At 44.9% G+C, this 25,954-nt stretch carries 21 protein-coding genes and 5 tRNA genes; 3 read left to right on the top strand and 23 right to left on the bottom strand.

All coding sequences use genetic code 11. The features are described from left to right. Positions 1 to 59: 59 nt before the first annotated feature. From FEF09_RS06930 to FEF09_RS06980, 11 genes are all read right to left on the bottom strand, one after another. On the bottom strand, positions 60 to 1,034 hold the full coding sequence (locus FEF09_RS06930) for a FecR family protein (RefSeq protein ID WP_146304446.1): 975 nt from the start codon (positions 1,032 to 1,034) through the stop codon (positions 60 to 62). An 869-nt stretch (positions 1,035 to 1,903) separates the two neighbouring features. Further along, a complete protein-coding gene (locus tag FEF09_RS06935) occupies positions 1,904 to 3,325 on the bottom strand; it encodes an APC family permease (protein WP_146304447.1) in 1,422 nt (473 codons plus the stop codon). A gap of 88 nt (positions 3,326 to 3,413) precedes the next feature. Next, a complete protein-coding gene (locus tag FEF09_RS06940; RefSeq protein ID WP_146304448.1) occupies positions 3,414 to 4,037 on the bottom strand; it encodes an OmpH family outer membrane protein in 624 nt (207 codons plus the stop codon). Between the two features lie 145 nt (positions 4,038 to 4,182). Next, positions 4,183 to 4,896, bottom strand: a complete 714-nt coding sequence (locus FEF09_RS06945; protein ID WP_186774228.1) for a DUF4397 domain-containing protein — start codon at positions 4,894 to 4,896, stop codon at positions 4,183 to 4,185. 99 nt (positions 4,897 to 4,995) lie between these two features. Next, positions 4,996 to 9,291: a DNA-directed RNA polymerase subunit beta' gene (rpoC, locus tag FEF09_RS06950; protein WP_146304450.1), complete on the bottom strand. Its 4,296-nt coding sequence runs from the start codon at positions 9,289 to 9,291 to the stop codon at positions 4,996 to 4,998. A 144-nt stretch (positions 9,292 to 9,435) separates the two neighbouring features. Next, positions 9,436 to 13,245 carry a DNA-directed RNA polymerase subunit beta gene (gene rpoB, locus FEF09_RS06955; RefSeq protein WP_012789382.1) on the bottom strand — a complete coding sequence of 1,270 codons (3,810 nt, stop codon included), beginning with the start codon at positions 13,243 to 13,245 and terminating at the stop codon, positions 9,436 to 9,438. A 245-nt stretch (positions 13,246 to 13,490) separates the two neighbouring features. Beyond that, the gene (rplL, locus tag FEF09_RS06960) at positions 13,491 to 13,865 is read right to left on the bottom strand and encodes a 50S ribosomal protein L7/L12 (RefSeq protein ID WP_146304451.1); all 375 of its coding nucleotides are present in this window, start codon (positions 13,863 to 13,865) and stop codon (positions 13,491 to 13,493) included. Positions 13,866 to 13,961: 96 nt separating this feature from the next. Further along, positions 13,962 to 14,495: a 50S ribosomal protein L10 gene (gene rplJ, locus FEF09_RS06965; protein WP_146304452.1), complete on the bottom strand. Its 534-nt coding sequence runs from the start codon at positions 14,493 to 14,495 to the stop codon at positions 13,962 to 13,964. A gap of 40 nt (positions 14,496 to 14,535) precedes the next feature. Beyond that, positions 14,536 to 15,225, bottom strand: coding sequence for a 50S ribosomal protein L1 (gene rplA, locus FEF09_RS06970; protein ID WP_012789379.1), 690 nt, complete (start codon positions 15,223 to 15,225; stop codon positions 14,536 to 14,538). Between the two features lie 45 nt (positions 15,226 to 15,270). Then, positions 15,271 to 15,714: a 50S ribosomal protein L11 gene (gene rplK / locus FEF09_RS06975; protein ID WP_089809282.1), complete on the bottom strand. Its 444-nt coding sequence runs from the start codon at positions 15,712 to 15,714 to the stop codon at positions 15,271 to 15,273. A 269-nt stretch (positions 15,715 to 15,983) separates the two neighbouring features. Continuing rightward, the gene (locus FEF09_RS06980; protein ID WP_146304453.1) at positions 15,984 to 17,192 is read right to left on the bottom strand and encodes a transglutaminase domain-containing protein; all 1,209 of its coding nucleotides are present in this window, start codon (positions 17,190 to 17,192) and stop codon (positions 15,984 to 15,986) included. Positions 17,193 to 17,303: 111 nt separating this feature from the next. Between FEF09_RS06980 and FEF09_RS06985 the strand changes: the two genes are divergently transcribed. Further along, complete coding sequence (locus tag FEF09_RS06985) at positions 17,304 to 17,879, top strand: DUF1579 domain-containing protein (RefSeq protein ID WP_146304454.1); 576 nt, start codon at positions 17,304 to 17,306, stop codon at positions 17,877 to 17,879. A gap of 70 nt (positions 17,880 to 17,949) precedes the next feature. On the opposite strand, the gene nusG is transcribed toward FEF09_RS06985, so the two are convergent. From nusG to rpsU, 11 genes are all read right to left on the bottom strand, one after another. Continuing rightward, a complete protein-coding gene (gene nusG, locus FEF09_RS06990; protein WP_012789374.1) occupies positions 17,950 to 18,540 on the bottom strand; it encodes a transcription termination/antitermination protein NusG in 591 nt (196 codons plus the stop codon). Between the two features lie 12 nt (positions 18,541 to 18,552). Beyond that, positions 18,553 to 18,744 carry a preprotein translocase subunit SecE gene (secE, locus tag FEF09_RS06995; protein WP_146304455.1) on the bottom strand — a complete coding sequence of 64 codons (192 nt, stop codon included), beginning with the start codon at positions 18,742 to 18,744 and terminating at the stop codon, positions 18,553 to 18,555. A gap of 67 nt (positions 18,745 to 18,811) precedes the next feature. Continuing rightward, positions 18,812 to 18,882, bottom strand: a tRNA-Trp gene (locus FEF09_RS07000). Positions 18,883 to 18,999: 117 nt separating this feature from the next. Beyond that, entirely contained in the window at positions 19,000 to 20,187 is a 1,188-nt protein-coding gene (gene tuf / locus FEF09_RS07005; protein ID WP_146304456.1) for an elongation factor Tu, read from the bottom strand. A gap of 174 nt (positions 20,188 to 20,361) precedes the next feature. Beyond that, positions 20,362 to 20,433, bottom strand: a tRNA-Thr gene (locus FEF09_RS07015). A gap of 70 nt (positions 20,434 to 20,503) precedes the next feature. Further along, positions 20,504 to 20,576: transfer RNA gene (locus tag FEF09_RS07020), tRNA-Gly, on the bottom strand. 132 nt (positions 20,577 to 20,708) lie between these two features. Then, positions 20,709 to 20,790, bottom strand: a tRNA-Tyr gene (locus FEF09_RS07025). Between the two features lie 67 nt (positions 20,791 to 20,857). After that, a tRNA-Thr gene (locus FEF09_RS07030) sits at positions 20,858 to 20,931 on the bottom strand. A 245-nt stretch (positions 20,932 to 21,176) separates the two neighbouring features. Further along, positions 21,177 to 21,530 carry an HPF/RaiA family ribosome-associated protein gene (locus tag FEF09_RS07035; RefSeq protein WP_315898149.1) on the bottom strand — a complete coding sequence of 118 codons (354 nt, stop codon included), beginning with the start codon at positions 21,528 to 21,530 and terminating at the stop codon, positions 21,177 to 21,179. Between the two features lie 491 nt (positions 21,531 to 22,021). Continuing rightward, on the bottom strand, positions 22,022 to 22,966 hold the full coding sequence (locus FEF09_RS07040; protein WP_146304458.1) for a tyrosine-type recombinase/integrase: 945 nt from the start codon (positions 22,964 to 22,966) through the stop codon (positions 22,022 to 22,024). A gap of 82 nt (positions 22,967 to 23,048) precedes the next feature. Beyond that, a complete protein-coding gene (gene rpsU / locus FEF09_RS07045) occupies positions 23,049 to 23,243 on the bottom strand; it encodes a 30S ribosomal protein S21 (protein WP_012789369.1) in 195 nt (64 codons plus the stop codon). A gap of 115 nt (positions 23,244 to 23,358) precedes the next feature. Here rpsU and FEF09_RS07050 point away from each other — a divergent pair, with 115 nt between their 5' ends. Next, positions 23,359 to 23,949, top strand: coding sequence for a riboflavin synthase (locus tag FEF09_RS07050; protein ID WP_146304459.1), 591 nt, complete (start codon positions 23,359 to 23,361; stop codon positions 23,947 to 23,949). A 15-nt stretch (positions 23,950 to 23,964) separates the two neighbouring features. After that, complete coding sequence (locus tag FEF09_RS07055) at positions 23,965 to 24,969, top strand: NAD(P)H-dependent flavin oxidoreductase (RefSeq protein WP_146304460.1); 1,005 nt, start codon at positions 23,965 to 23,967, stop codon at positions 24,967 to 24,969. Positions 24,970 to 25,065: 96 nt separating this feature from the next. Here FEF09_RS07055 and FEF09_RS07060 read toward each other — a convergent pair whose 3' ends face one another. After that, positions 25,066 to 25,926: an oxidoreductase gene (locus tag FEF09_RS07060; RefSeq protein WP_146304461.1), complete on the bottom strand. Its 861-nt coding sequence runs from the start codon at positions 25,924 to 25,926 to the stop codon at positions 25,066 to 25,068. Between the last annotated feature and the right edge of the window lie 28 nt (positions 25,927 to 25,954).

A 25,954-nucleotide genomic window follows, 5' to 3' on the forward strand; every position in this document is an offset into this window, starting at 1 on the left:
CTATTTGATAGTAAATAAATACAGGCTAGGGTATCCCCGATAAATTATGTTGTGACCTTTTAATTTTTTCCCGTAGTTATCTCATACGTGTTATCATCCTTTTTAATCACCTGAAAACCGTGTACATATTGTATGGCTTCCAGTATAGTCTGTACCGGTGCTCCTGCACGGAATACGCCGGATACCTTGTACGATTTTGCGACATTTTTACCGACTACGATCTTACATCCATAGCGGGCTTGTAATTTTGCGAATACATCTTCCAACGCGGTCTTATCGAAGATCAGCTTACCATTTCTCCAGTCCATTACTTCTCTGATGCCGAATTCTACAGGTTGGGATAAGCGGGTTCCGTCATAACGCACCATTTCTCCGGGTTTTAATATCAGGGAGAATGATTGGCTGGTAACAGCTACTTTCCCTTGTATCAGACTGACCTGTATACTGCCATCAGCATAGTTGCCGGTGGAAATATTAAAGGAAGTACCGAGCGCAATAGTTTTCAGGTCACCGGTGTGTACGCTGAAAGATTTTGTCTGATCCTGCGCTACTTCAAAGAATGCCTCTCCCTTCAGCCAGACTTCCCTGCTGGTGTCGTTATAGTTATTGGGATAAATTACTGTCGAATGGGGCGCGAGCCATACGCGGGACCCATCGGTCATCGTCATCAGCTTGATACTTTTATCATTATTGGCAAGGGTATCCCATGTAAGGGCCAGGTTTGCTTTTCCACCATTACGTTGTCTCATTTGAAACAACCAGGTGCAAACGCCCAGCAACATAACAACGGCTGCCGCGATACTATACCATCTGCTATATATTGGTGTGCCTTTCTTTTCTTTTGTGATAATCTGACTTACGGGCAGTATTGTTTCCTGAGGAATTTCTTTTTCTACCTCTTCATACATTGCCTGAAACCACTCATCTGCTTCCGGCGTCTCTGACTGATCAAGATAAGCCGCAACCTGTGCAGCCTCTGCAGCTGTACAGTCACCTTTGAAGTATTTTTCCAATAATTGCTTATCTATTTTCATTTCCGGTGTTCGTAGTCCTGATTATTTCAATTTACAAAAAGAGTACGCCGGAGAAAAAGGGATGTACCAATCAGAAAACCTGACTTCATAATTCCTTAACATTGACCATATTTATACGAAAACAAAGTACCCTGATCATCTTTATGGTATGTTTAAATGACGGACAGAATAAAGCCGGTTTATGGGCAGGATAAATCGCAGGGGATACAGATCTTAGCTGCGGGGAGATAATGGAATTATAAGCGGCTAACGGGCATAAAAAAAGCGTATGGTAGATACCATACGCTTGTTGTTAAGATTGTCATGTGAATGTTCGAGAATGCAAATCGTATAGGCTTTTAATGGTCATTACAGGGTGCTAAGATTTTTTCAAATCTTCTTCACCTCACCTAATGAGAAATAATTGCCTTATAATTATTTATGATGAATATTTTTTTTGATGTCGTTTGTCGGCATATAGTCTTCTAATGTTAACCTTCGTTTTTCTGTACGCGATACCTATCTTCAAACAATGTTGACGAACAATCGTTCCTACATATCCATACCGGATGTCTGAACTTATATTCTTCCTAACTACTCCTATGCTAAACGGGCTTCCAATTGTAGTGTTAATATGATAGGTTCCCTCCCCATTTTTCACTGCTTCCTGTGGCAAAGCAGCGCTCTTAGTTGACAAAGGGTTTTCTATTCATACGTGTCGTTGCGTCAAGGGTTACACACAAATCAATCCTCTAATTCGGAAGTCTTCATGCAAATTACATCAATTCACTGAAAGTTCCACAGCAGTAGGATAAATTTTCAACCATTTTACATACAACTTTTGTGTAAGAATGAACTATTTATTGTCCATTCTAGTCTTCCGTTGCCTATTACGCGGTTTTTTGTGTCTTCATGGCCAGATAATACAACGGGAAACCTATAACAATGATTAACAAACCTGATAAAGCGTAGCCACTTTCAAACATCAGCAGTAATAACGCCAGTGCAGAAGCTACCACAATATAGATCATAGGTAATACCGGATAACCAAATGCCTTGTAGGGACGCGGAATATCCGGACGTTTGCTACGTAACACAAAGATACCAGCAATTGTGATAACATAAAATATTAATACACCAAATATTACCATTACCAGCAAATCATTGTATTTACCAGTCAGACAAAGCAATGATGCCCACAGACATTGTATCCATAAACCATTTGCCGGCACGTTATGCTCATTTAATGCGCCTGATTTTTTAAAGAACAGTCCATCCTGTGCCATTGTATAATAAATACGTGCACCTGCCAGGATCAGTCCATTATTACAGCCGAAGGTAGATACCATGATCATTACAGCGATCACATATGCACCGCTGTTACCAAAGATCTGCTGTGCAGCAACTACTGCAACACGATCCTTTGCAGCAAAAGCGATATCATGCATAGGTACTACAGCCAGATACATGAGGTTTGCACTTACATATACGATGGTCACCAGCAAGGTACCAAGGAACAATGCTCTGCCGATATTTTTCTGCGGATTTTTAATCTCCGCTGCAATGAATGTAATGTTATTCCAGGCATCACTGCTGAACAATGAGCCCTTCATCGAAATAGCTACAGCGCCACACAATGCCAGTCCTGACAATAAGGTAGTCGTTACCTGTCCCCCACTCTGGGTAAGGCTTACAGCCTGCCATGCATTTGTCCAGTTTGCATTCCAGATCTCCTGTTTAGCACCCAGCAGAAAGCCGAAGATAATCAGTCCGAAGAGCGATAAGAGTTTAGCCAGTGTGAAAACTGTCTGAATAATCTTACCATTTTTAATACCTCGTGTATTGATCCACGTTAGGAGTATAATAGATATGATTGCTACGACCTGTGCCGCGGATATTTTCAGGAAACCGAGATCCAGCAGATAATTCTCTTCGCTGAATGCGGGAATCATATAAGAGGAAAACTTTGCGAAGGCGACCGCTACTGCAGCGATCGTACCGGTCTGGATTACACTGAACTGCGTCCAGCCAAACAGAAATGCCACCAGAGGGTTATAAGCCTCACGCAGATAGACATACTGTCCTCCCGCTTTAGGATACATACCAGACAACTCTCCGTAGCTTACTGCTGCGATAATGGTAACGATACCGCCCAGTACCCACATCAGGGTCAGCCAGCCAGCAGAGCCAACATTACGTGTGATTTCCGCAGAAACGAGGAAAACGCCGGAACCGATCATAGAACCGGCAACGATCATGGTTGCGTCCAGCAGACTAAGACTGGGACGAAAAGCTGTGTTTTGGTTGTCCATACATCGAGGATTACAAAAAATCCCGCCTCAGTTTACGAGACGGGATTCCAAGATATATTATTTTTTAATGTTTTTGCTATAGCAACTATTATTTTTTCTCAGATGCTTCTTTGCTTGCTTCGTTTAAGCCCTTAATTACTTCATTAGTAATGTCATACTTCTCATCTTTGTATAAAACGTTGCTGGCGCCTGTACGATATGACAGGATATAGGCATAACGTTTATCGGCGTTGTATTTAGCCAGGAAGTCATTCAGTCTCTTCTGCAGCTCTTCATTGAACTTATTCTCCTGTTCAGCATACTCAGAACGCATGTTCTGTGCTTTACCTTCCAGTTGTTGTTGTTTGCTATACAAAGCACGCTGTGTTGCTTCACCTTCTGCCTGTGTTACACTGTTAGCATTTACACGACGTTGGAAATCAGCGGCCTCGTTCTGTAATGCGCGTGCGTTAGCATTTAATTCATTATCAATCGCCTGTTGTTTCTTCTCGAGTTCTGCTTTCTTTACTTTAAAATAGTCGTAATGAGCTTCAACGGTATCGATATCCACATAAGCAATGATAAAGGCGCTATTAGCAGCAGCACCGCCATCTTTTGCAGCAGCCGCCGGGCTACTGTTACCCTCATTTTTAGTCTGCTGACAAGCAATAAATGTTCCGGCTGTTAATACCGCTAATAATCCGCTTTTCACAAATTGTTTAGTAGTGCGCATGTTGTTGAGTGGATTTTGAATCCTTGAATACGTTTTAAAATTTGAACGGCTAAAATAAGGTTTTTAGATGATTATACTTAGTCCCTCCCTATCTTAACAACACTTTCACATATGAAATTTGCTATACAGGTCATTCTCAGGCGAATTAATGTATAAAAGTGGCGATTTTAAAGGAGTCCGCCTTCAAAGCATTCCCATATCCGATAAAGGTATATAGCTTCTGATCGTCCACCTGAATGGCCTGTCCGTTGCCATTAAGCGATAGTGTAGAATCCGGGTAAGTAACAACCAGCGAATGCGGTCCGGTAGGTACATCCACGAAATCAGTAGCCGCCAGATAACTAAGGCGACGGAAATAACGCGCTGTATCCTGTCCGGCATCTGAAGTGGTAAATGTTTTGATATCAATTGTCAGCCTGCTGGCACGATTGATATAAGAATCACTCAGATTGATATAGCGCATTTTGCCAAAACCTACACGGGTACCGCCTAAAGCATCTTCCACCAACAGCGCCTGTGGTACATTATTATTATTTAGCGACAGGAATACGGAATAATAATGTCCATTACGGAGACTGATCTGACCAGCTATATAAGGTGAGTCGGGTTGACCCGCCAGACGGATCAGCAGGTCATAGCGTTTTGCTTCGAAAGCGTGATAGCCGGAGCTTTGTCCATAGGCAAGCTCTGTTGTCATCGTCATCGTATCGATAAGTACGTCAAACAGTTTACCTGGTACTGCCTGAAAGACATTGATATTAGAACTGGTAACGGGTATAGATTCGTCACTATCCTTATTACAGGCAAAAAAGCCTGCGGTAACAAGTATTAACAATAAATAATAACGCCAGTGCTTCATAATAATCATCCGATGATTTTAATTGGCCGAAAGTTACACGTAAAAAAAATGTCCCGACGTAGTGCCGGGACATTTTTTTTATACATGAGTGTATCTGTTCTATTCTTCTTCGTCAAACTGGAACACTTCTTTAGAAGAGGCCAGGATGTCGTATTCTTCTTTGGAACCTACGATCATGTTTTCGAACTCACGCAGACCAGTACCTGCAGGGATCAGGTGACCGGTGATCACATTCTCTTTCAGGCCAAGCATGTCATCTATCTTACCGTTGATGGCTGCAGAAGACAGTACTTTGGTTGTTTCCTGGAAGGATGCGGCAGAAATCCAGCTGTGAGTACCCAGGGACGCTTTCGTGATACCCTGTAACAGCGGGCTGGAGGTAGCCGGTTTTGCATCGCGGAATTCCACCAGTTTCTTATCTGCGCGGCGCAGCAGGGAGTTTTCTTCCCTTACCTGACGCAGGGTAACGATCTGACCAGCTTTCAGCACGCCAGAGTCACCAGCTTCGGTAACGACCTTCTTATCAAAGATGTTATCGTTTTCTTCAAAGAATTCGAATTTATCGGTAGTGTCACCTTCCAGGAAGCGGGTATCGCCCGGATCCTCGATGTTCACTTTACGCATCATCTGACGTACGATTACCTCGATGTGCTTATCGTTGATTTTCACACCCTGTAAGCGGTATACCTCCTGGATCTCATTTACCAGGTATTCCTGTACTGCAAACGGTCCTTTGATGGACAGGATGTCAGCCGGAGTGATAGAACCGTCAGACAGTGCAGTACCTGCTTTCACGAAGTCACCGTCCTGTACCAGGATGTGACGTGTCAATGGCACCAGGTATTTCTTGATGTGACCTTCACGGCTTTCGATGATGATCTCACGGTTACCACGTTTGATGTTACCGAATGCAACCACACCATCGATCTCAGATACGATAGCCGGATTGCTTGGGTTACGTGCTTCAAACAGTTCAGTTACACGTGGCAGACCACCCGTGATATCTCTCAGTTTACCGAGGATACGTGGGATCTTCACGATTACCTGACCAGCTCTCACACCTTCACCTTCTTCGATAACGATGTGGGAACCTACTGGTAAGTTGTAAGATTTCACCTCTTTATTACCATCTACATAGATAGACGGGATCTTATTCTTGTCTTTGGTTTCGATAACCACTTTCTCACGGTGACCAGTCTGTTCGTCAGCCTCTTCACGGAAGGTGATACCTTCGATGATGCTGTCGAAACGGATGGAACCAGCGATTTCAGATACGATAACGGCGTTGTATGGATCCCATGTACAGATCATGTCACCTTTTGCAACTTTCTGTCCGTCCTTCACCAGCAGTGTAGAACCGTAAGGAATGTTGTTAGTGATCAGTAATCTGTCATTTTTCACGTCCACGATACGTAATTCACCGGTACGGCCAATTACCACCTGAACTTTTTCACCTTCGTTGTTTTCGTATGTAGTGGTACGCAGACCGTCGAACTGGATAGTACCATCGAATTTAGCCTGTAAGCCGGTTTCAACAGATGTAGAACCAGCCACACCACCCACGTGGAAGGTACGGAGGGTCAACTGTGTACCAGGTTCACCGATGGACTGTGCTGCGATGATACCAACTGCATCACCACGCTGGGTGATATAACCCGTAGCGAGGTTTTTACCGTAACATTTCACGCACACACCTCTGCGGCTTTCGCAGGTCAGTACGGAACGGATTTCAACGGTATCGATCGCGCTGTCTTCGATACGATGAGCGATATCTTCAGTGATCTGAGCACCTGCTTCAACAATGATTTCCTCTGTATGAGGATCGAATACGTCGTGCAGTGAAGTACGGCCGAGGATACGGTCATACAATGGCTCAACCACCTCTTCATTATCTTTCAGTGCGGAAGTCGCAATACCACGCAGGGTACCACAATCTTCTTCATTGATTACAACATCCTGCGCAACGTCCACCAGACGACGGGTCAGGTAACCTGCATCCGCCGTTTTCAGTGCCGTATCCGCAAGACCCTTACGGGCACCGTGCGTAGAGATGAAGTATTCCAATACGTTCAGACCATCTTTAAAGTTGGACAGGATCGGGTTTTCGATGATCTCTGAACCGGTAGATCCACTCTTACGCGGTTTAGCCATCAGACCTCTCAGACCAGCCAGCTGTTTAATCTGCTGTTTGGAACCACGCGCACCGGAGTCAAGCATCATGTACACAGAGTTGAAGCCCTGTTTATCATTTGCCAGTTCACGGATCAGCGTTTCTGTTACTTTGGTATCCACACGAGACCAGATATCAATGATCTGGTTATAACGTTCGTTATTCGTGATCAGACCCATGTTATAGTTATCCCATACTTCGTCAACTTCGCTGGCAGCACCATCGATCATGTGCTGTTTCACCTCTGGGATGATCAGGTCATTGATGTTGAAGGACAGACCACCACGGAATGCAGTACGGAAACCAAGCTGTTTGATATCATCCAGGAACTTCGCAGTTTTAGGGATATCAGTATACTTGATGATGTCACCGATGATTTCACGCAGTGATTTCTTTGTCAGCAGTGCGTTCACATAACCAGCTTCTTTTGGAACGTGCTGGTTAAAGATCACACGACCTACGGTTGTTTCGATCAGTTTGTTCACCAGCTCACCTTTCTCGTCACGAACATTTGCTTTTACGCGGATGTTCGCATGCAGATTTACTCTCTGCTCGTTGTAAGCGATGATTACTTCTTCCGCAGAATAGAAGGCTTTACCTTCACCTTCTACTTTTTCGGTAGGGGTAGATTTCTTGCCTTTAGTGATGTAGTACAGACCAAGTACCATGTCCTGTGAAGGCAGGGTGATTGGCGTACCGTTCTGCGGGTTAAGAATGTTATGTGAAGACAGCATCAGTAACTGTGCTTCCAGTATCGCAGCATTGCTCAGCGGTACGTGCACAGCCATCTGGTCACCGTCAAAGTCAGCGTTGAACGCAGAACACACCAGTGGGTGGAGCTGGATCGCTTTACCTTCTACCAGTTTAGGCTGGAATGCCTGAATAGACAGACGGTGCAGGGTCGGAGCACGGTTCAGCATTACCGGGTGTCCTTTCAGTACATTTTCCAGGATATCCCAAACAACTGCTTCTTTTCTGTCAACCAGCTTTTTAGCTGATTTCACCGTTTTCACGATACCTCTTTCGATCAGTTTACGGATGATGAACGGTTTAAACAGTTCAGCAGCCATATCTTTCGGCAGACCACACTCGTGCAGTTTCAGTTCAGGACCTACCACGATAACGGAACGACCGGAGTAGTCCACACGTTTACCTAACAGGTTCTGACGGAAACGACCTTGTTTACCTTTCAGTACGTCAGACAGGGATTTCAGTGCACGACCACCTTCTGCTTTTACCGCATTTGATTTACGGGAGTTATCGAAGAGGGAGTCAACTGCTTCCTGCAGCATACGTTTTTCGTTACGTAAGATCACCTCTGGCGCCTTGATCTCGATCAGACGTTTCAGACGGTTGTTACGGATGATCACCCTGCGGTACAGGTCGTTCAGGTCAGAAGACGCGAAACGGCCACCATCCAATGGAACTAACGGACGCAGTTCTGGTGGTACTACAGGGATGTATTGCATTACCATCCATTCAGGACGGTTTTCAACACGACCATTTGCTTCACGGAAAGCTTCCACCACGCTCAGACGTTTCAGCGCTTCCGCTTTACGTTGCTGGCTGGTTTCAGTTGCCGCCTGGTTACGCAGCTGGTAAGAAAGGCTATCCAGATCGATTCTGGCCAGCATCATTTCTACCGCTTCAGCACCCATTTTAGCGATGAACTTGTTTGGATCCTCGTCAGGCAACAGCTGGTTGTCTTTCGGCAGGGTATCCAGTATATCAAGATATTCTTCTTCAGTTAACAGATCGCCATAGTTCAGGCCTTTCTCCTGTTTGGCGCCTGCCTGTATGATCACGTACCTTTCGTAGTAAACGATGGTTTCGAGTTTTTTAGAACTCATACCCAACAGGTAACCGATCTTATTTGGCAATGATTTGAAGTACCAGATGTGAACAACAGGCACAACCAGACGGATGTGACCCATTCTTTCGCGACGTACTTTTTTCTCAGTTACCTCCACACCGCAACGGTCGCACACGATACCCTTATAACGGATACGTTTGTATTTTCCGCAATAGCACTCATAGTCCTTTACGGGGCCGAAGATCCTTTCACAGAATAAACCATCACGCTCCGGCTTGTAAGTACGGTAGTTGATGGTTTCCGGCTTCAGCACTTCCCCGTATGAGCGCTCCAGAATTGAATCCGGAGAAGCCAGACTGATGGTAATGCTGCTAAAGTTTGATTTAGGACGATTTTCTTTCTTGATGGCCATTGTATGTTGTTTAAAGAAAATTCACATGTAATTCAGTGCGCGGGTCATAGACAAGTCCATGGACCGTGTCTGACTATCTAAAGCCTAAGGCCCATAGTCCCAGGCGGCTGCCAGGGACTATGGACCATCACTTATGGACAAATATTAATCAAATTTCAAATCCAGACCCAGACCACGGAGCTCATGTATCAATACATTGAAGGACTCCGGTACGCCTGCTTTCGGTATGTTATCGCCTTTAACGATAGACTCATATGCTTTGGCACGGCCTACAATGTCATCAGACTTAATGGTTAACAGTTCCTGCAGGATATTGGATGCACCATATGCTTCCAGTGCCCACACCTCCATCTCACCAAAACGCTGACCACCGAACTGCGCCTTACCACCCAACGGCTGCTGTGTGATGAGACTGTATGGTCCGATAGAACGGGCGTGCATTTTGTCATCAACCATGTGGCTCAATTTCAGCATGTAGATAACACCCACGGTAGCTTTCTGGTGGAAACGCTCACCGGTTTCGCCATCATACAGATAAGTATGGCCAAAGCTTGGTAAACCTGCTTCGTCGATATATTCGGCTATTTCTTCAGTAGTAGCACCGTCGAAGATAGGTGTCGCAAATCTTACACCGAGTTTCAGACCAGCCCAACCCAGTACAGTTTCGTAAATCTGACCAAGGTTCATACGGGAAGGTACGCCCAATGGGTTCAGTACGATATCTACCGGTGTACCGTCTTCCAGGAATGGCATATCTTCATCACGAACGATCTTCGCAACGATACCCTTGTTACCGTGACGACCCGCCATCTTATCACCCACTTTCAGCTTACGTTTGCTGGCCAGATAAACTTTAGCCAGTTTCAGTACGCCTGCTGGTAACTCATCACCGATAGAGATGTTGAACTTCTCACGTTTGTAACGTCCGAGTTCTTCATTGTACTTGATGTTGTAGTTATGCAACAGTGTGTTGATCTGATCGTTGGTTACCTCGTCGGTAGTCCAGCCGAGCGGATTCACATTCTGGAAGTCGATGTTTGCCAGATTCTTGGAAGAGAATTTAGAACCTTTGGAGATCAGTACTTCACCGTAAGTGTTGGTGATACCCTGAGAAGTTTTATCCTTCAGGAGTGTCAGCAATTTACCCATGAGTACTTCCAGCAGGTCTTCTTCATTCTTCTGGTGTACTTTTTCAAGTTTCTCCAATGCCGCTTTTTCACGGGTCTTAGAGTTCTTGTCTTTCTTGGCGCGGCTGAACAATTTCTTGTCGATTACCACACCTTCTGTGCTTGGAGGTGCCTTCAGGGAAGCATCTTTCGCATCAGAAGCCTTATCACCGAAGATCGCACGGAGCAGTTTTTCTTCAGGAGAAGGATCAGATTCACCACGAGGAGTGATCTTACCGATCAGGATGTCACCTTCTTTGATGTGTGCACCAACACGGATGATACCGTTCTGATCCAGATCTTTGGTTGCTTCCTCACTTACGTTTGGAATATCTGGTGTCAGTTCTTCTTCACCCAGTTTAGTATCACGTACTTCCAGTTCGTATTCATCGATGTGGATAGAAGTGAAGAGGTCTTCACGTCCTACACGCTCAGAGATTACGATCGCATCCTCGAAGTTGTAACCTTTCCATGGCATGAACGCCACTTTCATGTTACGACCCAGTGCCAATTCACCACCACGTGTAGCGTAACCTTCTGTCAGGAAGTCGCCAAACACGAGCTGCTGCCCTTTCTTCACTGCAGGACGCAGGTTGATACAGGTGCTCTGGTTGGTTTTAACGAATTTGGTCAGCTGATATATTTTCAGGTCATCCTCAAAGGAAACCAGTTTCTGCATTTCATCACGCTCGTAACGAACATGAATTTCGTTTGCATCCACGAATTCAACCACACCTTTACCTTCAGAAGTGATCTGCAGACGGGAGTCGCGTGCAGCCTTTCCTTCCAGACCGGTACCTACGATAGGCACCTGTGGGTTGATCAATGGAACTGCCTGACGTTGCATGTTCGATCCCATCAACGCACGGTTGGCGTCATCATGCTCGAGGAACGGAATCAGGGAAGCACTCAGACCAACGATCTGGTTAGGTGCAACGTCCATGTATTCCACTTCTTCTCTGTCGAGGATAGGGAAGTCACCGGTTTCACGGGATTTCACCTTATCATTTACAAAGTGACCTTCTTCGTCGAGTGGCGCGTTTGCCTGTGCGATCTTTACAGAATCTTCTTCTTCAGCACTCAGGAAGCGTACATTATCCATGTCAACTTTACCTTCATTCACCTTACGGTAAGGTGTTTCGATAAAGCCCATGTCGTTTACTTTCGCGTGTACGCAAAGTGTAGAGATCAGACCGATGTTCGGACCTTCCGGTGTTTCGATCGTACAAAGACGGCCGTAGTGGCTATAGTGTACGTCACGCACCTCGAAACCTGCTCTTTCACGGCTAAGACCGCCGGGACCGAGGGCGGAGATACGACGCTTGTGCGTGATCTCAGACAACGGGTTCGTCTGATCCAGGAACTGGCTCAGCTGGCTGGTACCGAAGAAGGAGTTGATTACAGAAGAAAGTGTTCTTGCATTGATCAGATCTACCGGCGTAAATACCTCATTATCACGAACGTTCATTCTCTCACGGATGGTACGGGCCATACGGGCCAGACCAACACCAAACTGCGCATATAACTGTTCGCCCACGGTACGCACCCTACGGTTACTCAGGTGATCGATATCATCGATCTCCGCTTTACTGTTGGTGAGCTGTACCAGGTATTTAATGATCGCGATGATGTCTTCTTTGGTCAACACTTTCATGTTGAGCGGCGTAGGCAGACCGAGTTTTCTGTTGATCTTATAGCGACCAACATCACCCAGGTCATAACGCTTGTCAGAGAAGAACAATTTATCGATGATACCCCTTGCTGTTTCATCATCCGGCGCATCGGCACCACGCAATTGGCGGTAGATGTGCTGAACGGCTTCCAGTTCGGAGTTAGATGTATCTTTATTTAAAGTATTGTAGATAATTGAGAAGTCGCCGCTCACCTCCTCTTTCTGCACAAACACGCTTTTCACGCCCATATCCACGATGGTTTCGATATTCGCTTCATCGAGGATACTATCACGCTCGAGCATGATCTCATTACGTTCAATGCTCACCACCTCACCGGTATCTTCATCTACGAAATCTTCCACCCAGCTTCTGAGTACGCGTGCACCCAGCTTCTTACCGGCGTATTTTTCCAGGCTCTTCTTATCTGCTTTCACCTCGTCAGCCATTCCGAAGAGCTGGAGGATATCTTTATCTGTCTCGTAGCCAATCGCACGCAGCAGGGTAGTTACAGGGAACTTCTTCTTACGGTCGATATAAGCATACATTACGTTGTTTATGTCGGTTGCAAACTCCATCCAGGCCCCTTTGAACGGAATCACTCTTGCAGAGTAGATTTTCGTACCGTTTGGATGTATGGATTGTCCGAAGAATACACCAGGAGAACGGTGGAGTTGGGATACAACCACGCGCTCCGCGCCATTAATCACGAATGTACCTCTAGGAGTCATGTAGGGTATATTCCCGAGGAATACATCCTGCACAATCGTCTGGAAGTCAACGTGCTCCTCATCGTTACAGCTCAGGCGTAATTTAGCCTTCAGCGGTACAGAATAGGTAAGCCCACGTTCAATACATTCCTCTATCGTATATCGCGGAGGGTCTACAAAGTAGTCCAGAAACTCCAGATTGAAGATATTGCGGGTATCTGTAATCGGGAAGTTCTCCTTGAATACTTTAAAAAGGCCTTCATTGTTACGTTTGTCTGGTGTGGTTTCTAACTGGAAGAAATCCTTGAAAGATTGGATTTGGATAGCCAACAGATCCGGTGTCTCAGTAACTTGTTTGATCTTTCCAAAATTTACTCTTTCGTTTGCTTGGGCTTTTTTTAGAGACATATTCGAAGTTAGCAGTTATATTAACTTATATAATATTGTGAAGTAAATCACAACATGAATCGGGGAAATTAAGACATCTTTGCCAAATACCCTCAAAATTTCTGTCTTCGCTTGTTGTGTCAGACTCCACCGTCCTGGTGATTTCCTCTTATTGACGCTCCAAAAAGACACTTTCCCAAAGGGAAGAAGGCCAAAAGTGCCAGAAGCACTTTTGACCTTTATAAAGAGGTATCTTTAAGCAAAGACTACTGAATTTCAACTTCAGCACCAGCTTCTGTCAGCTTAGCTTTCAGATCTTCTGCTTCAGCTTTGGAAACGCCTTCTTTCAGAGACTTAGGAGCACCGTCTACCAGTTCCTTAGCTTCTTTCAGACCAAGACCAGTCAGGTCTTTAACGATCTTAACTACGTTCAGTTTGCTAGCACCTGCATTTTTCAGGATAACGTTGAAGGCAGTTTTTTCTTCAGCAGCAGCAGCGCCGTCGCCACCACCTGCAGCAACTACAACTGCAGCAGCAGCTGGTTCGATGCCGTATTCGCTTTTCAGGAAATCTGCGAGTTCCTGAACTTCCTTAACAGTTAAACTTACTAATTGTTCGGCTAATGCTTTAACGTCTGCCATTGTATAGTGTTTTTAAGAATTTTAAGTATTGTAATTATTTATATTGTGACTTGGAAGCCAGTGTTGTTATATAAGCCGGTAAAGGCTTTTAGCTGATTACTCAGCAGCAGGTGCTTCAACTTCTGCACCAGCGCCTTCTTTCTTAGCTTTTTCAAGCAAGCCAGCGAGTACGCGTTTTGCAGGAGATTGCAACAGACCAATAACGTCTCCGATGAGTTCGTTTTTGGTTTTGATTTTCACCAGGTTAGCCAGTTGAGCATCACCAGTGTAAATTTCATCACCTACGAAAGCAGCTTTCAGCTCAGGTTTCTCAACCTTCTTGTTTTCCTTACGGAAAGCAGAGATGATCAGTGCTGGTTCTTTCGGGCTGTCAGAGAACATCAGGGCAGTTACGCCATTCAGTGCATCATAGATACCGGTGTATTTCTCAGCATCCAGAGATTCCAACGCCTTGCGGATCAGGGTGTTTTTAGCCACCTTCATTTCCACGTTCTTGTCGAAACAAACCCTTCTCAGGTTGTTCACCTGTGCAACGGTCAGAGACTCGGTGTTGGTGATGTAGAAGTTGTTATATTGAGAGAACTTACTTTTCAGCAGTTCAATCACGTCATTTTTTTGATCTTTGTTCATAGCTTTTTGTCAGTTTGTTGATCTGCCAACCGGCCAATCATTAGTTTTGAACTGATTTTGTGTCAACTGTAATGCTCGGGCTCATTGTGCTCGCCATTGACAGTCCTTTCAGGTAAGTACCTTTCGCTGTAGCTGGTTTCAGCTTAATGATAGCGTTGATCAGCTCCTGAGAGTTCTGCTCAAGCTTATCAGAAGCGAAGGAAACGCGACCAATAGAAGCGTGAATGATACCTGCCTTATCCACTTTGAAGGTGATTTTACCACCTTTAACCTCATTAACAGCAGCTGCTACATCATTAGTAACAGTACCTGTTTTAGGGTTAGGCATCAGGTTACGTGGACCCAGGATCTTACCCAGTTTACCGATTTTCGGCATTACAGCAGGCGTAGCTACGATAACGTCGATATCAGTCCAACCAGCTTCGATCTTCTGGATAAACTCGTCCAGACCAACATGATCAGCACCAGCCTCTTTTGCAGCAGCTTCTTTATCAGGAGTGCAAAGAACCAGTACACGTTTAGTTTTACCAGTACCGTGGGGAAGCGTTACGGAACCACGGATAGCCTGGTCTGCTTTCTTGGGATCAACGCCCAGACGGATATGAATATCGACAGAGCTGTCGAATTTAGTGCAGTTAATATCTTTTACAAGTGCGGAAGCTTCTTTCAGGCTGTAAACCTTGTTTTTGTCCACCTTTGTATCGGCTGCTTTTCTTTTCTTAGTTGCCATTGCAAAATGTTTTAAAAGTTAACCTGCTTGTACAGGGTGACACAATTAGTTACTCCAGGGAGCGTTACCTTCAACAGTAATACCCATAGAACGGGCAGTACCAGCGACCATTTTCATAGCGCTTTCTTTGGTGAAGCAGTTCAGATCAGGCATCTTGTCTGTCGCGATTGCTTCTACCTGTGCCCAGGTAACTTTACCCACCTTGTTACGGTTAGGTTCTTTAGAACCACTCTGCAATTTGGCAGCTTCCAGCAGCTGTACAGCAGCAGGAGGCGTCTTGATTACGAAATCAAATGATTTGTCAGTGTAAACTGTCAGCAATACAGGCAATACCTTACCCGCTTTATCCTGGGTACGGGCATTGAACTGCTTACAGAACTCCATGATGTTCACACCTTTGGAACCCAGCGCTGGACCAATTGGAGGAGCTGGGTTGGCCGCGCCACCCTTAACCTGCAATTTCACGTACGTAGCGATCTCTTTTGCCATGTTATAAAGTTTAATTTGGTTAGAACGTCTCGTTTCTGGCGAAACTCCCAAAACTAAAAGGAGAAAATTTACCTTTTAAAGGGGATGCAAAGGTATATAATAATGTATTAAATCTCAAAAAGAATTTGCTTTCGGGCATTCTTTTTGCTATTATAATCAGTTCGGGGCAAAAATTTTACAATTCTATAACAAAACTATTTTATCTTAACCCTGTTAGGTAAAAACCATAGGGCAACTTTTCGGTCTTAATGGTTAGCAACAAATCTAATTTAATTTAATGGAATTCCCATCCATGTCGTCTTATAAAATAAAGATTTTCTGAACAGCTTGCCAGTCTTAATGTATTTGTCCACAAATGCCTGCTCCTCCACTACCCGCTTCTCCAATACCGACAAGGACTCCTCCAGCTCCGTTATATTATGCTTCAATGAAGGCTCATTCCTGTTCAGGCCCGCCAGCCCCTGCTTACTGTCAGACAATTTCTTACTGATCGCATCTACCATCTCCTTAATCGCCTGATCCGTCTTAGCCGGCTTAAACTGGTTATTCTTGAACTGTACATATTCATTAAACAGGTTCACCGCCCTGTTATACCTGCTGCTACTTGCGTTAAATTCATCAACCGCCTTGTTCTGCGCCACCACCTTGCGGTTCTCCGCAATGAATGTCACCAGATTTTTATAATACACCAGCTCATGGCTGATCATCTGATTAGTGATGCCCGCGCCCTCGATCCTGTTAATCACCTGCTGGTACTTCAACAAATCATCTTTCATCGTATTGTAAGTATCCAGCGAGTCCTTATAATGAAATACACTCCGCCCCGCCGCAGCCGTCCAGTTGTTATCCCTGAACTCTTCATTTCTTACCGGACGCTCCAGCAACTGCCACAAGGGATCAAAAGGCATATGTGTTTTGATAAATGCAGCAGGCGTTATGAGGAAATAACTGTCAACCGGCTTGCGGACAAACTTATTATTATTCACAACTCCCGCTCCCCATGTCGGATCACTCATATACCATACACTATCTGGTCTTACTGCCACCCACGCATGACTCGCATTATCTATCCTTCCCTGTGTCTTTGTATATCCACCAATCAGCTGCACCGGAATCCCTGCTTCCTTACAAGTCAGATAATACAGATTAGCATAACCCTGACAAACGGCGGTTCTGGTAGACAAAGTCTTGTTCGCTGCATCAAGGGTATCCTTATAATAGCTGGGATTGTACATATTAACCACATCATAACTGATATTCCAGACGATCCAGCTATAGAGCTGACGCACAAACTCCCTGTCTGATGCAGTATGTGCTCTCAGGTACTGACTGAGCGCTGCAGGTGTACGACTATCTCCTTCCGGAATATTCAGTGAAGCTGGTGCCGGATGTTCAGTGCTGATTCTTTCTTTAGGCTGGGCGTATACAGAAACAGAAAATGATATAATGACCGCTAACAATAGGTATACAGATCTCATATATATAACGAAAGTAGTCACGAAGGTAGCGATAATCAATCATTTAGGGCCTTTATACATCAACCTTATCCGTTTTAAAGCGTTATTTCTAAATAAAAAACTCCACCAATTATGAGACGTCTATTGTTATTTTCAGCCTCAGCTATTGCCATCTGCCTTTCTTTCAACACAAAGGTACAGGCACAATCTGCCGAAGAAAAAGCCTGGATGGAATATATGAAACCAGGTCCTGTTCACGAGATGATCGCAAAATCAGATGGTGAATGGAGCTATGAAATGTCTATGTGGATGGATCCGAGTCAGCCGCCCACCAAAGGCAATGGTACCACGGTGAATAAAATGGTGCTGGGTGGTCGTTATCAGGAATCCGTTCACAAGAGTACGATCATGGGGATGCCATTTGAAGGACATGGACTCATGGCTTATGACAATGCAAAGAAGATCTTCCAGAGCAGTTGGGTTGACAATATGGGTACTGGTATTATGAATATGGAAGGTACCTGGGATGACGCTACTAAATCCATCACATTTACCGGTAAAATGTATGAGCCAATGAGTGGCAAAGACATGGGGGTAAAAGAGATCTTCAAGATCATTGATGATGATCATCACCATATGGAAATGTATATGGTGAATGATGGAAAAGAAGTTAAGACAATGGAAATCGACTTTACCAGAAAGAAATAACTGCCGGTTTACAGCAATAAAAAAACGCCTCGCTTGAAACGAGGCGTTTTTAATATGATTACTGAAATAGTTAGCTGATTTTTTCTACCTGCATGAAGTTCAGTTCTACAGGAGTAGCACGACCGAAGATCTTCACAGTTACTTTCAGTTTCTTCTTGTCTTCGATTACCTCTTCGATAATACCATTGAAGTCGTTGAAAGGACCATCGATGATCTTGATTGTTTCGCCAACGATGAAAGGTTCGCTCATGGTCAGTCCGTTGTCAGACATTTCATCCACTTTACCTAACATCTTGTTCACTTCAGCCTTACGGAGGGCGATTGGCTTGTCTTTACCCAGGAAGTGAATAACGCCTGATACGTTGCGGATGGATTGAATAACTTCGTCAGTCATTTTACCATCAATCGCTTCGATCATTACGTAACCTGGGTAGAAGTTTTTCTCGCGCATCACCTTTTTACCTGCCTGCACTTTGTAGACTTTCTCTACTGGTAAAAATATCTGGGTGATCACGTTACCCCAATCGGAGCGGCGTACTTCGATATCCAGGTATTCTTTAACCTTTTTCTCTTTACCACTCACTACGCGCAGAACGTACCATTTGGTGTCCTGGGTCGGAATGTTTGTTTCTTCTGCAGGGTTATTGGATGCATCGATCATTATGAAATTATTTTATAGCATTTTATAGTACTGAGTCATCACGAGATGCGATAGGGCGTCCATACCCCAGACCATCGCAGTTATAACTATAGTAGCGATTAATACGATCATTGTGGAAGACTGCAGTTCCTGCCATGTTGGCCAGGATACTTTATGCACCAGCTCGTGATAGGACTCCCGGAAGTATGCTCTAACCTTATTCATTGGTTTTAAAAATTAACCGTTTGAAAACATGAAAGGTGAAAAGCCTTCACTTTTCACCATTTTTTAGCACGGGCACTAGGATTCGAACCCAGATCAAAGGTTTTGGAGACCTCTATTCTACCATTGAACTATGCCCGTGTATAAGACCATTAGCTTTTAGCTTTATGAAATCCGGAGAACAAATTTACAAAATTTAAATCTATTATCCAGCCGCAATTTACTAATTGCTAATGGTCTTTAATTATATCAAAGTGATTACTTGATGATTTCAGTAACCTGACCAGCACCTACGGTACGTCCACCTTCGCGGATAGCGAATTTCAGACCTTTTTCCATAGCGATTGGAGCGATCAGTTTAACGATCAGACCTACGTTATCACCAGGCATTACCATTTCAACACCAGCTGGTAATTCAACTTCACCTGTTACGTCAGTTGTACGGAAGTAGAACTGAGGACGGTATTTGTTGAAGAACGGAGTGTGACGGCCACCTTCTTCTTTGCTCAGTACGTATACTTCACATTTGAATTCAGTGTGCGGAGTGATGGAACCAGGTTTAACGATAACCATACCACGACGGATCTGAGATTTTTCAATACCGCGGAGGAGCAGACCAGCGTTGTCACCAGCTTCACCTTCATCCAGTAATTTTTTGAACATCTCAACACCAGTACAAGTAGAAGTCAGTGGTTTTTCGATCAGACCAACGATTTCAACTGCTTCACCAACTTTAATCTTACCACGTTCGATACGACCTGTAGCAACAGTACCACGACCAGTGATAGAGAATACGTCTTCTACAGACATCAGGAACGGCAGATCAACCGGACGAGGAGGCAGTGGGATGTATTCATCTACTGCGGTCATCAGTTCATCAACTGCAGATACCCATTTTTCTTCACCAGCCAGAGCGCCGGTTGCAGAACCTTTGATGATTGGTGTGTTATCACCATCGTAGTTATATTTGCTCAGCAGTTCGCGGATTTCCAGTTCAACCAGTTCCAGCAGCTCAGGATCATCAACCAGGTCAACCTTGTTCATGAACACAACGATACGAGGAACGCCTACCTGACGAGCCAGGAGGATGTGTTCTTTAGTTTGTGGCATCGGACCATCTGTAGCGGCAACCACCAGGATAGCACCGTCCATCTGCGCAGCACCAGTGATCATGTTTTTCACATAGTCAGCGTGACCAGGACAGTCAACGTGCGCGTAGTGGCGGTTAGCTGTCTGATACTCAACGTGTGCTGTATTGATGGTAATACCTCTTTCTTTTTCTTCAGGAGCGGCATCGATCTCATCATATCCTTTCTTCTCTGCCAGACCTTTGCTTGCCAAAATGTTGGTAATGGCAGCAGTCAAGGTAGTCTTACCGTGGTCAACGTGGCCGATGGTACCAATGTTTACGTGGGGTTTATCCCGCTTAAAGGTTTCTTTTGCCATTGTATTTTTTTTAGATGGTTTGTAAAGATTGTATTGATAGTTGTTTTTAAAAAACGGTTTTACAAACTTGTATCGCTGATGAGAATTGAACCCACGTCCTTCCCGGTATCAACCGGTACGCTCTGCCACTGAGCTACAACGAAATCCGGATCCCGGATGTTTGGAAATCCGTTGAGCTGTTGATGAGAATTGAACTCACGACCTCTTCCTTACCAAGGAAGTGCTCTACCCCTGAGCTACAACAGCATTGAAAATCTTTTAAAGAACTTTCATCTCACATAATACTAATGAACAAAGTCCATCCGTATTATTTGTGAGCGGGAGACGAGGTTCGAACCCGCGACCTACAGCTTGGAAGGCTGTCGCTCTACCAACTGAGCTACTCCCGCATATAATTAATAATGGTAAACATTATAAAGAACTTCTGATCTTACTCACCTTCTCCTCTATTTATGGAGAACCTGCACTTAACAGACAAGTTCCGCCTTTGCGAGGGGCAAAGGCGGAACATTTGCGCTACGTGGGCAGGAGAGGATTCGAACCTCTGAAGTCGTAGACAGCGGATTTACAGTCCGCCCCATTTGGCCGCTCTGGAACCTGCCCATTTTTCCTTAAACTCCTTTCCCAAATCTCGTCCGTCCGGACCATTTTTGCTTCGGAATTTATCCGGAGCCAGCAGAGGGATTCGAACCCCCGACCCACTGATTACAAATCAGTAGCTCTGGCCAACTGAGCTATGCTGGCTTATCTTATATAAGAATCTTATAAATGATATCCGTTATAAGAGGGTGCAAAGATAGTTGATTTATTTTAACTTCCAAATCTTTTTTTATCTTTTTTTCAGCACCTGCATACAACCTTTTTAAGACTTGTATATTCGGCTAAAACACCCTACTGTAAAGAACTTTACTACCTTCGCCGATCCCTTTTTTCGATCGGGATGGCAAAGGTAGTAATCAGATATTTAATTCCAAAATATTTTTAAGATTTTATTGAAATTTTTTCTCTTTCGATCTCTTTATCTGGTTAACAACTGAGTCAAAGGCGAGATCAAATGACTCCTCGAAAGATTTGGATTCGTGCTTTACAAATAAGTCTTGGCGCGGGATGTGGACTTTTATTTCGGCTATTTTATCCTTCACCTGATGAGCTATTCCATCAAGTTTTAAAAATACCTCTACGCTGATAATCCGATCATAGAAAGTATTGAGTTTCTGAAGTTTTTTACTCACATGATCAATCAATTTGGAGTCAGCGTCGAAGTGTACTGTTTGAATTTGAACGTTCATAGCACTAATTTTTAGTTTTAACAATCTTGTACATGCTCGTAACATTACGTCCATAGGCTTTCATTGTGTTAATGGTCATGGATATCGACTAATGAAAAAAGTATACAAAGAACTCATTACTAATTTAATGAACTTTCAACTCTTTTGCATAACCATTTAGTAATATTTTGTTAAAGCTTTCCGACTTCCCTCTTCGCCCTTCAACTGTTTCCTCCGGTACGCCACCTTCAATTGCTCAATAATGCTATGTGTAACTCCCCTGCCCGCCCACCAGATGCACCCTCCGGTACGCTTCCTTCAATTGCTCAATACTATCATGTACATGTATCTCCGTACACACCAGACCAGCACGCGACCGGCAGCTCCTTCATTGCATGGAGGTCCGCACTATGTATAACGCCTCTATTCATTCTCCGGATGCACCCTCAGATACGCTTCGCGCAATTGCTCAATACTATCATGTACATGTATCTCCGTACACACCAGACCCGCACGCGACCGGCAACTCCTTCATTGCATGAAGACCCACGCTACATGCAACGCCCCTACTCGCCCTTCGGATGTGCCTTCCTGTACGCCTCCTTCAATTTCTCAATACTGTTATGTGTATATACCTGCGTGGACGCCAGACTGGCATGCCCCAGCAGCTCCTTTACTGCATTGAGGTCCGCGCCGTTATTGGTAAGATGGGTAGCAAACGTATGCCGCAGTATATGCGGACTCCTGCGACTGATCGTCGTGATCTCGTGATCTGTGAGGTAACCTTTTACAACGTTATATACATAACGGGGGTATAACTTCTTTCCGCTACGGGGATTCACCAGCAACACCTCTTTATCCGGCATTTCCAGCTCTTTATTGCGCATATCCCTGTATGCCCTGATCTCGTCCCGTAAGTTTGTACTAATGGGAATAATGCGCTCCTTATTCCCTTTTCCCAACACTTTCAATGTCAGATTGGAGATGTCTACATGCCGCTCCTGCAAACCTATCAGCTCTGACAACCGTATGCCCGTATGATACAACAACTCAAATATCAACCGGTGCGTCTTCCCCTCAAGGTCATCCGTAAATATAGGCCGGTCCTCCTGTCCACGACGCATACTCCGGTTATCCTCCACCGCCTGCATCCCCTTCTCATCAATAAAACCCGGTAAACGCTTTCCCGTTTTGGGCGCAGTCACTTTTGTCATCGGTGAAGTCGCTACTACACCATGACGCATCGCATACTTGAAAAATGATTTAAGTGTGGAAATCTTGCGGTTAACACTTTTGGCAATAATGCCCTCCTCCATCAGCCACGCCAGCCAGGTACGGACATGCAAATGCGATATGCCTTGTAGAGACACATCGCCATATTGTGATCTGAGGAAAATAAAAAATTGTGTAAGGTCCTGCTGATATGCAGTGAAAGTATGCGCAGAATAGCGCTTCTCCAGTTGGATATAAGCCAGAAATTGATTGGCTACCGGGTGTAAAACTTCACTCAAAATAAAAAAGTTGATGATTGTAAAGTTAAAACAAACCTTACAATCATCAGATATTTTGCGCGGGGAATTACTCCCGATAGAATCAATCTAATTTACCACTGGCCAACTGCTGTTTGTAAACAGCTTTCAGCACTTCAGTACGACGCTTAACGGATGGTTTTGTGAAAGACTGACGTGACCTGAGTTGAAGCAGGATGCGGGCTTTCTCAAATTTCTTTTTATATTTTTTGAGCGCCTTGTCAATGTTTTCGCAATCTTTGGAATCGATGATCAACATAATTAATAGCCTTTTTTTTCAGGAAGGCAAAAGTAAAACATTCTTTTTAATTATCAAAATAATGTGAAAGCCACCCTGTCATACCCGTCTCCTCATTATTACTTAAATTAGCCCCATGTTTACAGGAATAATAGAATCACTAGGAGAAGTAATAGCTACCAGGCAGGAAGGCAGCAATATGGTCATCACCATCCGCTCTTCCCTCGCGCCTGAACTGAAAATTGACCAGAGTGTGGCTCACAACGGTGTTTGTCTGACAGTCACCCGCGTAGATAACGAGACATATGATATCGTTGCCGTAGCCGAAACCCTGATTAAAAGTAATATCGGCCAACTGACGCCCGGCCAGAAAGTCAATCTGGAAAGAGCCATGATCTTCAATGGCAGAATTGACGGCCACCTCGTACAAGGCCACGTCGATAGCACCGGTGAATGCGTGTCCGTAACACCGCAGAACGGTAGCTGGGAATTCCGCTTCCGCTACCCCGAACAGTTCGCCGGCCTCATCGTGGAAAAAGGCTCCATCTGCCTCAACGGTATCAGCCTGACCATATATAATGTGACCAATACGGAATTCACCATCGCCGTGATTCCTTATACATACGAACACACAAATATCTCAGCCGTTCAACCCGGGCACACCATCAACCTGGAATTTGATATTCTGGGTAAGTTCGTGGCCCGACAGCTTGCTGTCAGATCATAGCTCAAACATCCACTTATGCAATTAACCTCAGCCCTTGCCATCCGCCATCCGGTTATCATGGCGCCCATGTTCCTCGTCAGTAATGAAAAAATGGTCCGGGCAGCCATGTACAGCGGGATCGCCGGTACCTTCCCCACCCTCAATTACCGGAAGGAAGGGGAACTAAAACAGGTACTCGGCCAGCTGAACCAATACCGGGCACAATTGCCCGCCGGACAAGGCACCTATGGCGTTAACCTGATCGTCCAGAAGACGAATCCGCTCTATGCAAAACACCTGAAAGATTGTGTAGCAGCAGAAGTACCTTTTTATATTACCTCATTGGGCAATCCCCGGGAGGTAATCGCCGCCGCCCATAGCTATGGCGCGAAAGTACTCTGCGATGTCACCAATATTCAGCATGCAGAAAAAGCGGCACAGGAGGGCTGTGATGGATTTATTGCAGTCTGCGTAGGCGCAGGTGGCCACGCCGGCCCCTACCCTATGCATATTCTCGTACCAGCCCTGCAAAAAGCCTTCCCGGATAAATTGCTGGTCGCCGCCGGTGGTATCGCTACCGGACAACAACTCGCCAGTGCCATGGTACTCGGCGCACACGGCGCCTCCATCGGGACTCGTTTTATCGCCAGTGAAGAAGCCAGCGTAAGTGACGCTTATAAAAATGCCATCCTCGACTACGGTATGGAAGATATTGTACTGACAGAACGCCTCTCAGGCACGCCCTGCAATGTCATCAACACACCGGCAGCCAAAAAAATGGGCTATAAGCAGAATTGGCTGGAAAAACAGCTGAATAAAAATGCCAGTACCCGCAAATACTTTAAAATGCTGGTACAGTTAAAAGGCATGAAAAAGCTGGAACAGGCCATCAAACCGGGTAATTATCAACAATTATGGACCGCCGGCCAGAGCGTGGAAATGGTGGAAGATATCAGCCCGATTAGTGACATCGTTGCCCGGCTGGTACAGGAACTGGATGAAACACTGGAAAAAACCAGTCAGTTACTCACCCGGTCATAGTAAATAATAACTTATACACATGAAAAAGGGCTTGTCTACCATTACAGCAGATAAGCCCTTTTTCTTTATTATAATCTTTATCTCCGCTGCCACTCATCAGGCAGTCACATCATCGTGATCTGTTCCTACAATCACATCATGCCATGCCGTAATCTCCTGTTCAAAAGCAGCCGTTTTTTCCCTGAACCTTGCCAATGTATCACTACCTAATGGCAGATGCACCGGCGGCTTTTCTGTATGACCGAGTTTAATAAATGCCTGCGCCAGCTTTGCCGGATCACCGGGCTGTTTCTTGTTGGCATGGGTCATCGCTGTGCGCATCTCTCCCACCGTAGCAGCATAATCAGCTATTTCATTACTGGTTCTGGTCAGAGAAGCTTCATCCAGAAATTCTGTCCTGAAGAAACCGGGCGCCACTACCGTGGCATGAATGCCCAATGGCGCCAACTCCTTCGCCATAGCTTCTGTAATACCTTCTATCGCAAATTTTGTTGAACCATAGATGCCCCATCCCGTAAAACCGGACAGTCCACCGATAGAAGAGACATTAATCACATGACCGGCACCCTGCGTCCTCATATAAGGCAATATTGCACGGGTAACATTCAACGTACCAAATACATTCACTTCATAATTCTGTTTTACCTCGGCAGCTGTTCCTTCTTCGACGCCTGCCAGCAAACCGTAACCTGCATTATTGACCAATATATCTATACGTCCAAAGACCTCAATCGCTTCTGCCGCGGCTTTACGTACCTGTTCTTCATTCGTCACATCCATCACTACCACTGCCAGATCCGGATGATTGCCCAGCTGTGCTTTCAAATCCTCCGGTTTGCTACGTACAGTACCCACCAGTTTATCTCCGGCCGCAAGCACCGCCTTTGATATTTCCAAACCAAAACCTCTGGATGCACCAGTTATAAACCAAACTTTCTGTGTTTTTGTGTTTTTCATTTTGTGTCTGTTTTTGTGATACAAAGAT

The organism is Chitinophaga pinensis, from assembly GCF_007896845.1.
Classification (GTDB): domain Bacteria; phylum Bacteroidota; class Bacteroidia; order Chitinophagales; family Chitinophagaceae; genus Chitinophaga; species Chitinophaga pinensis_C.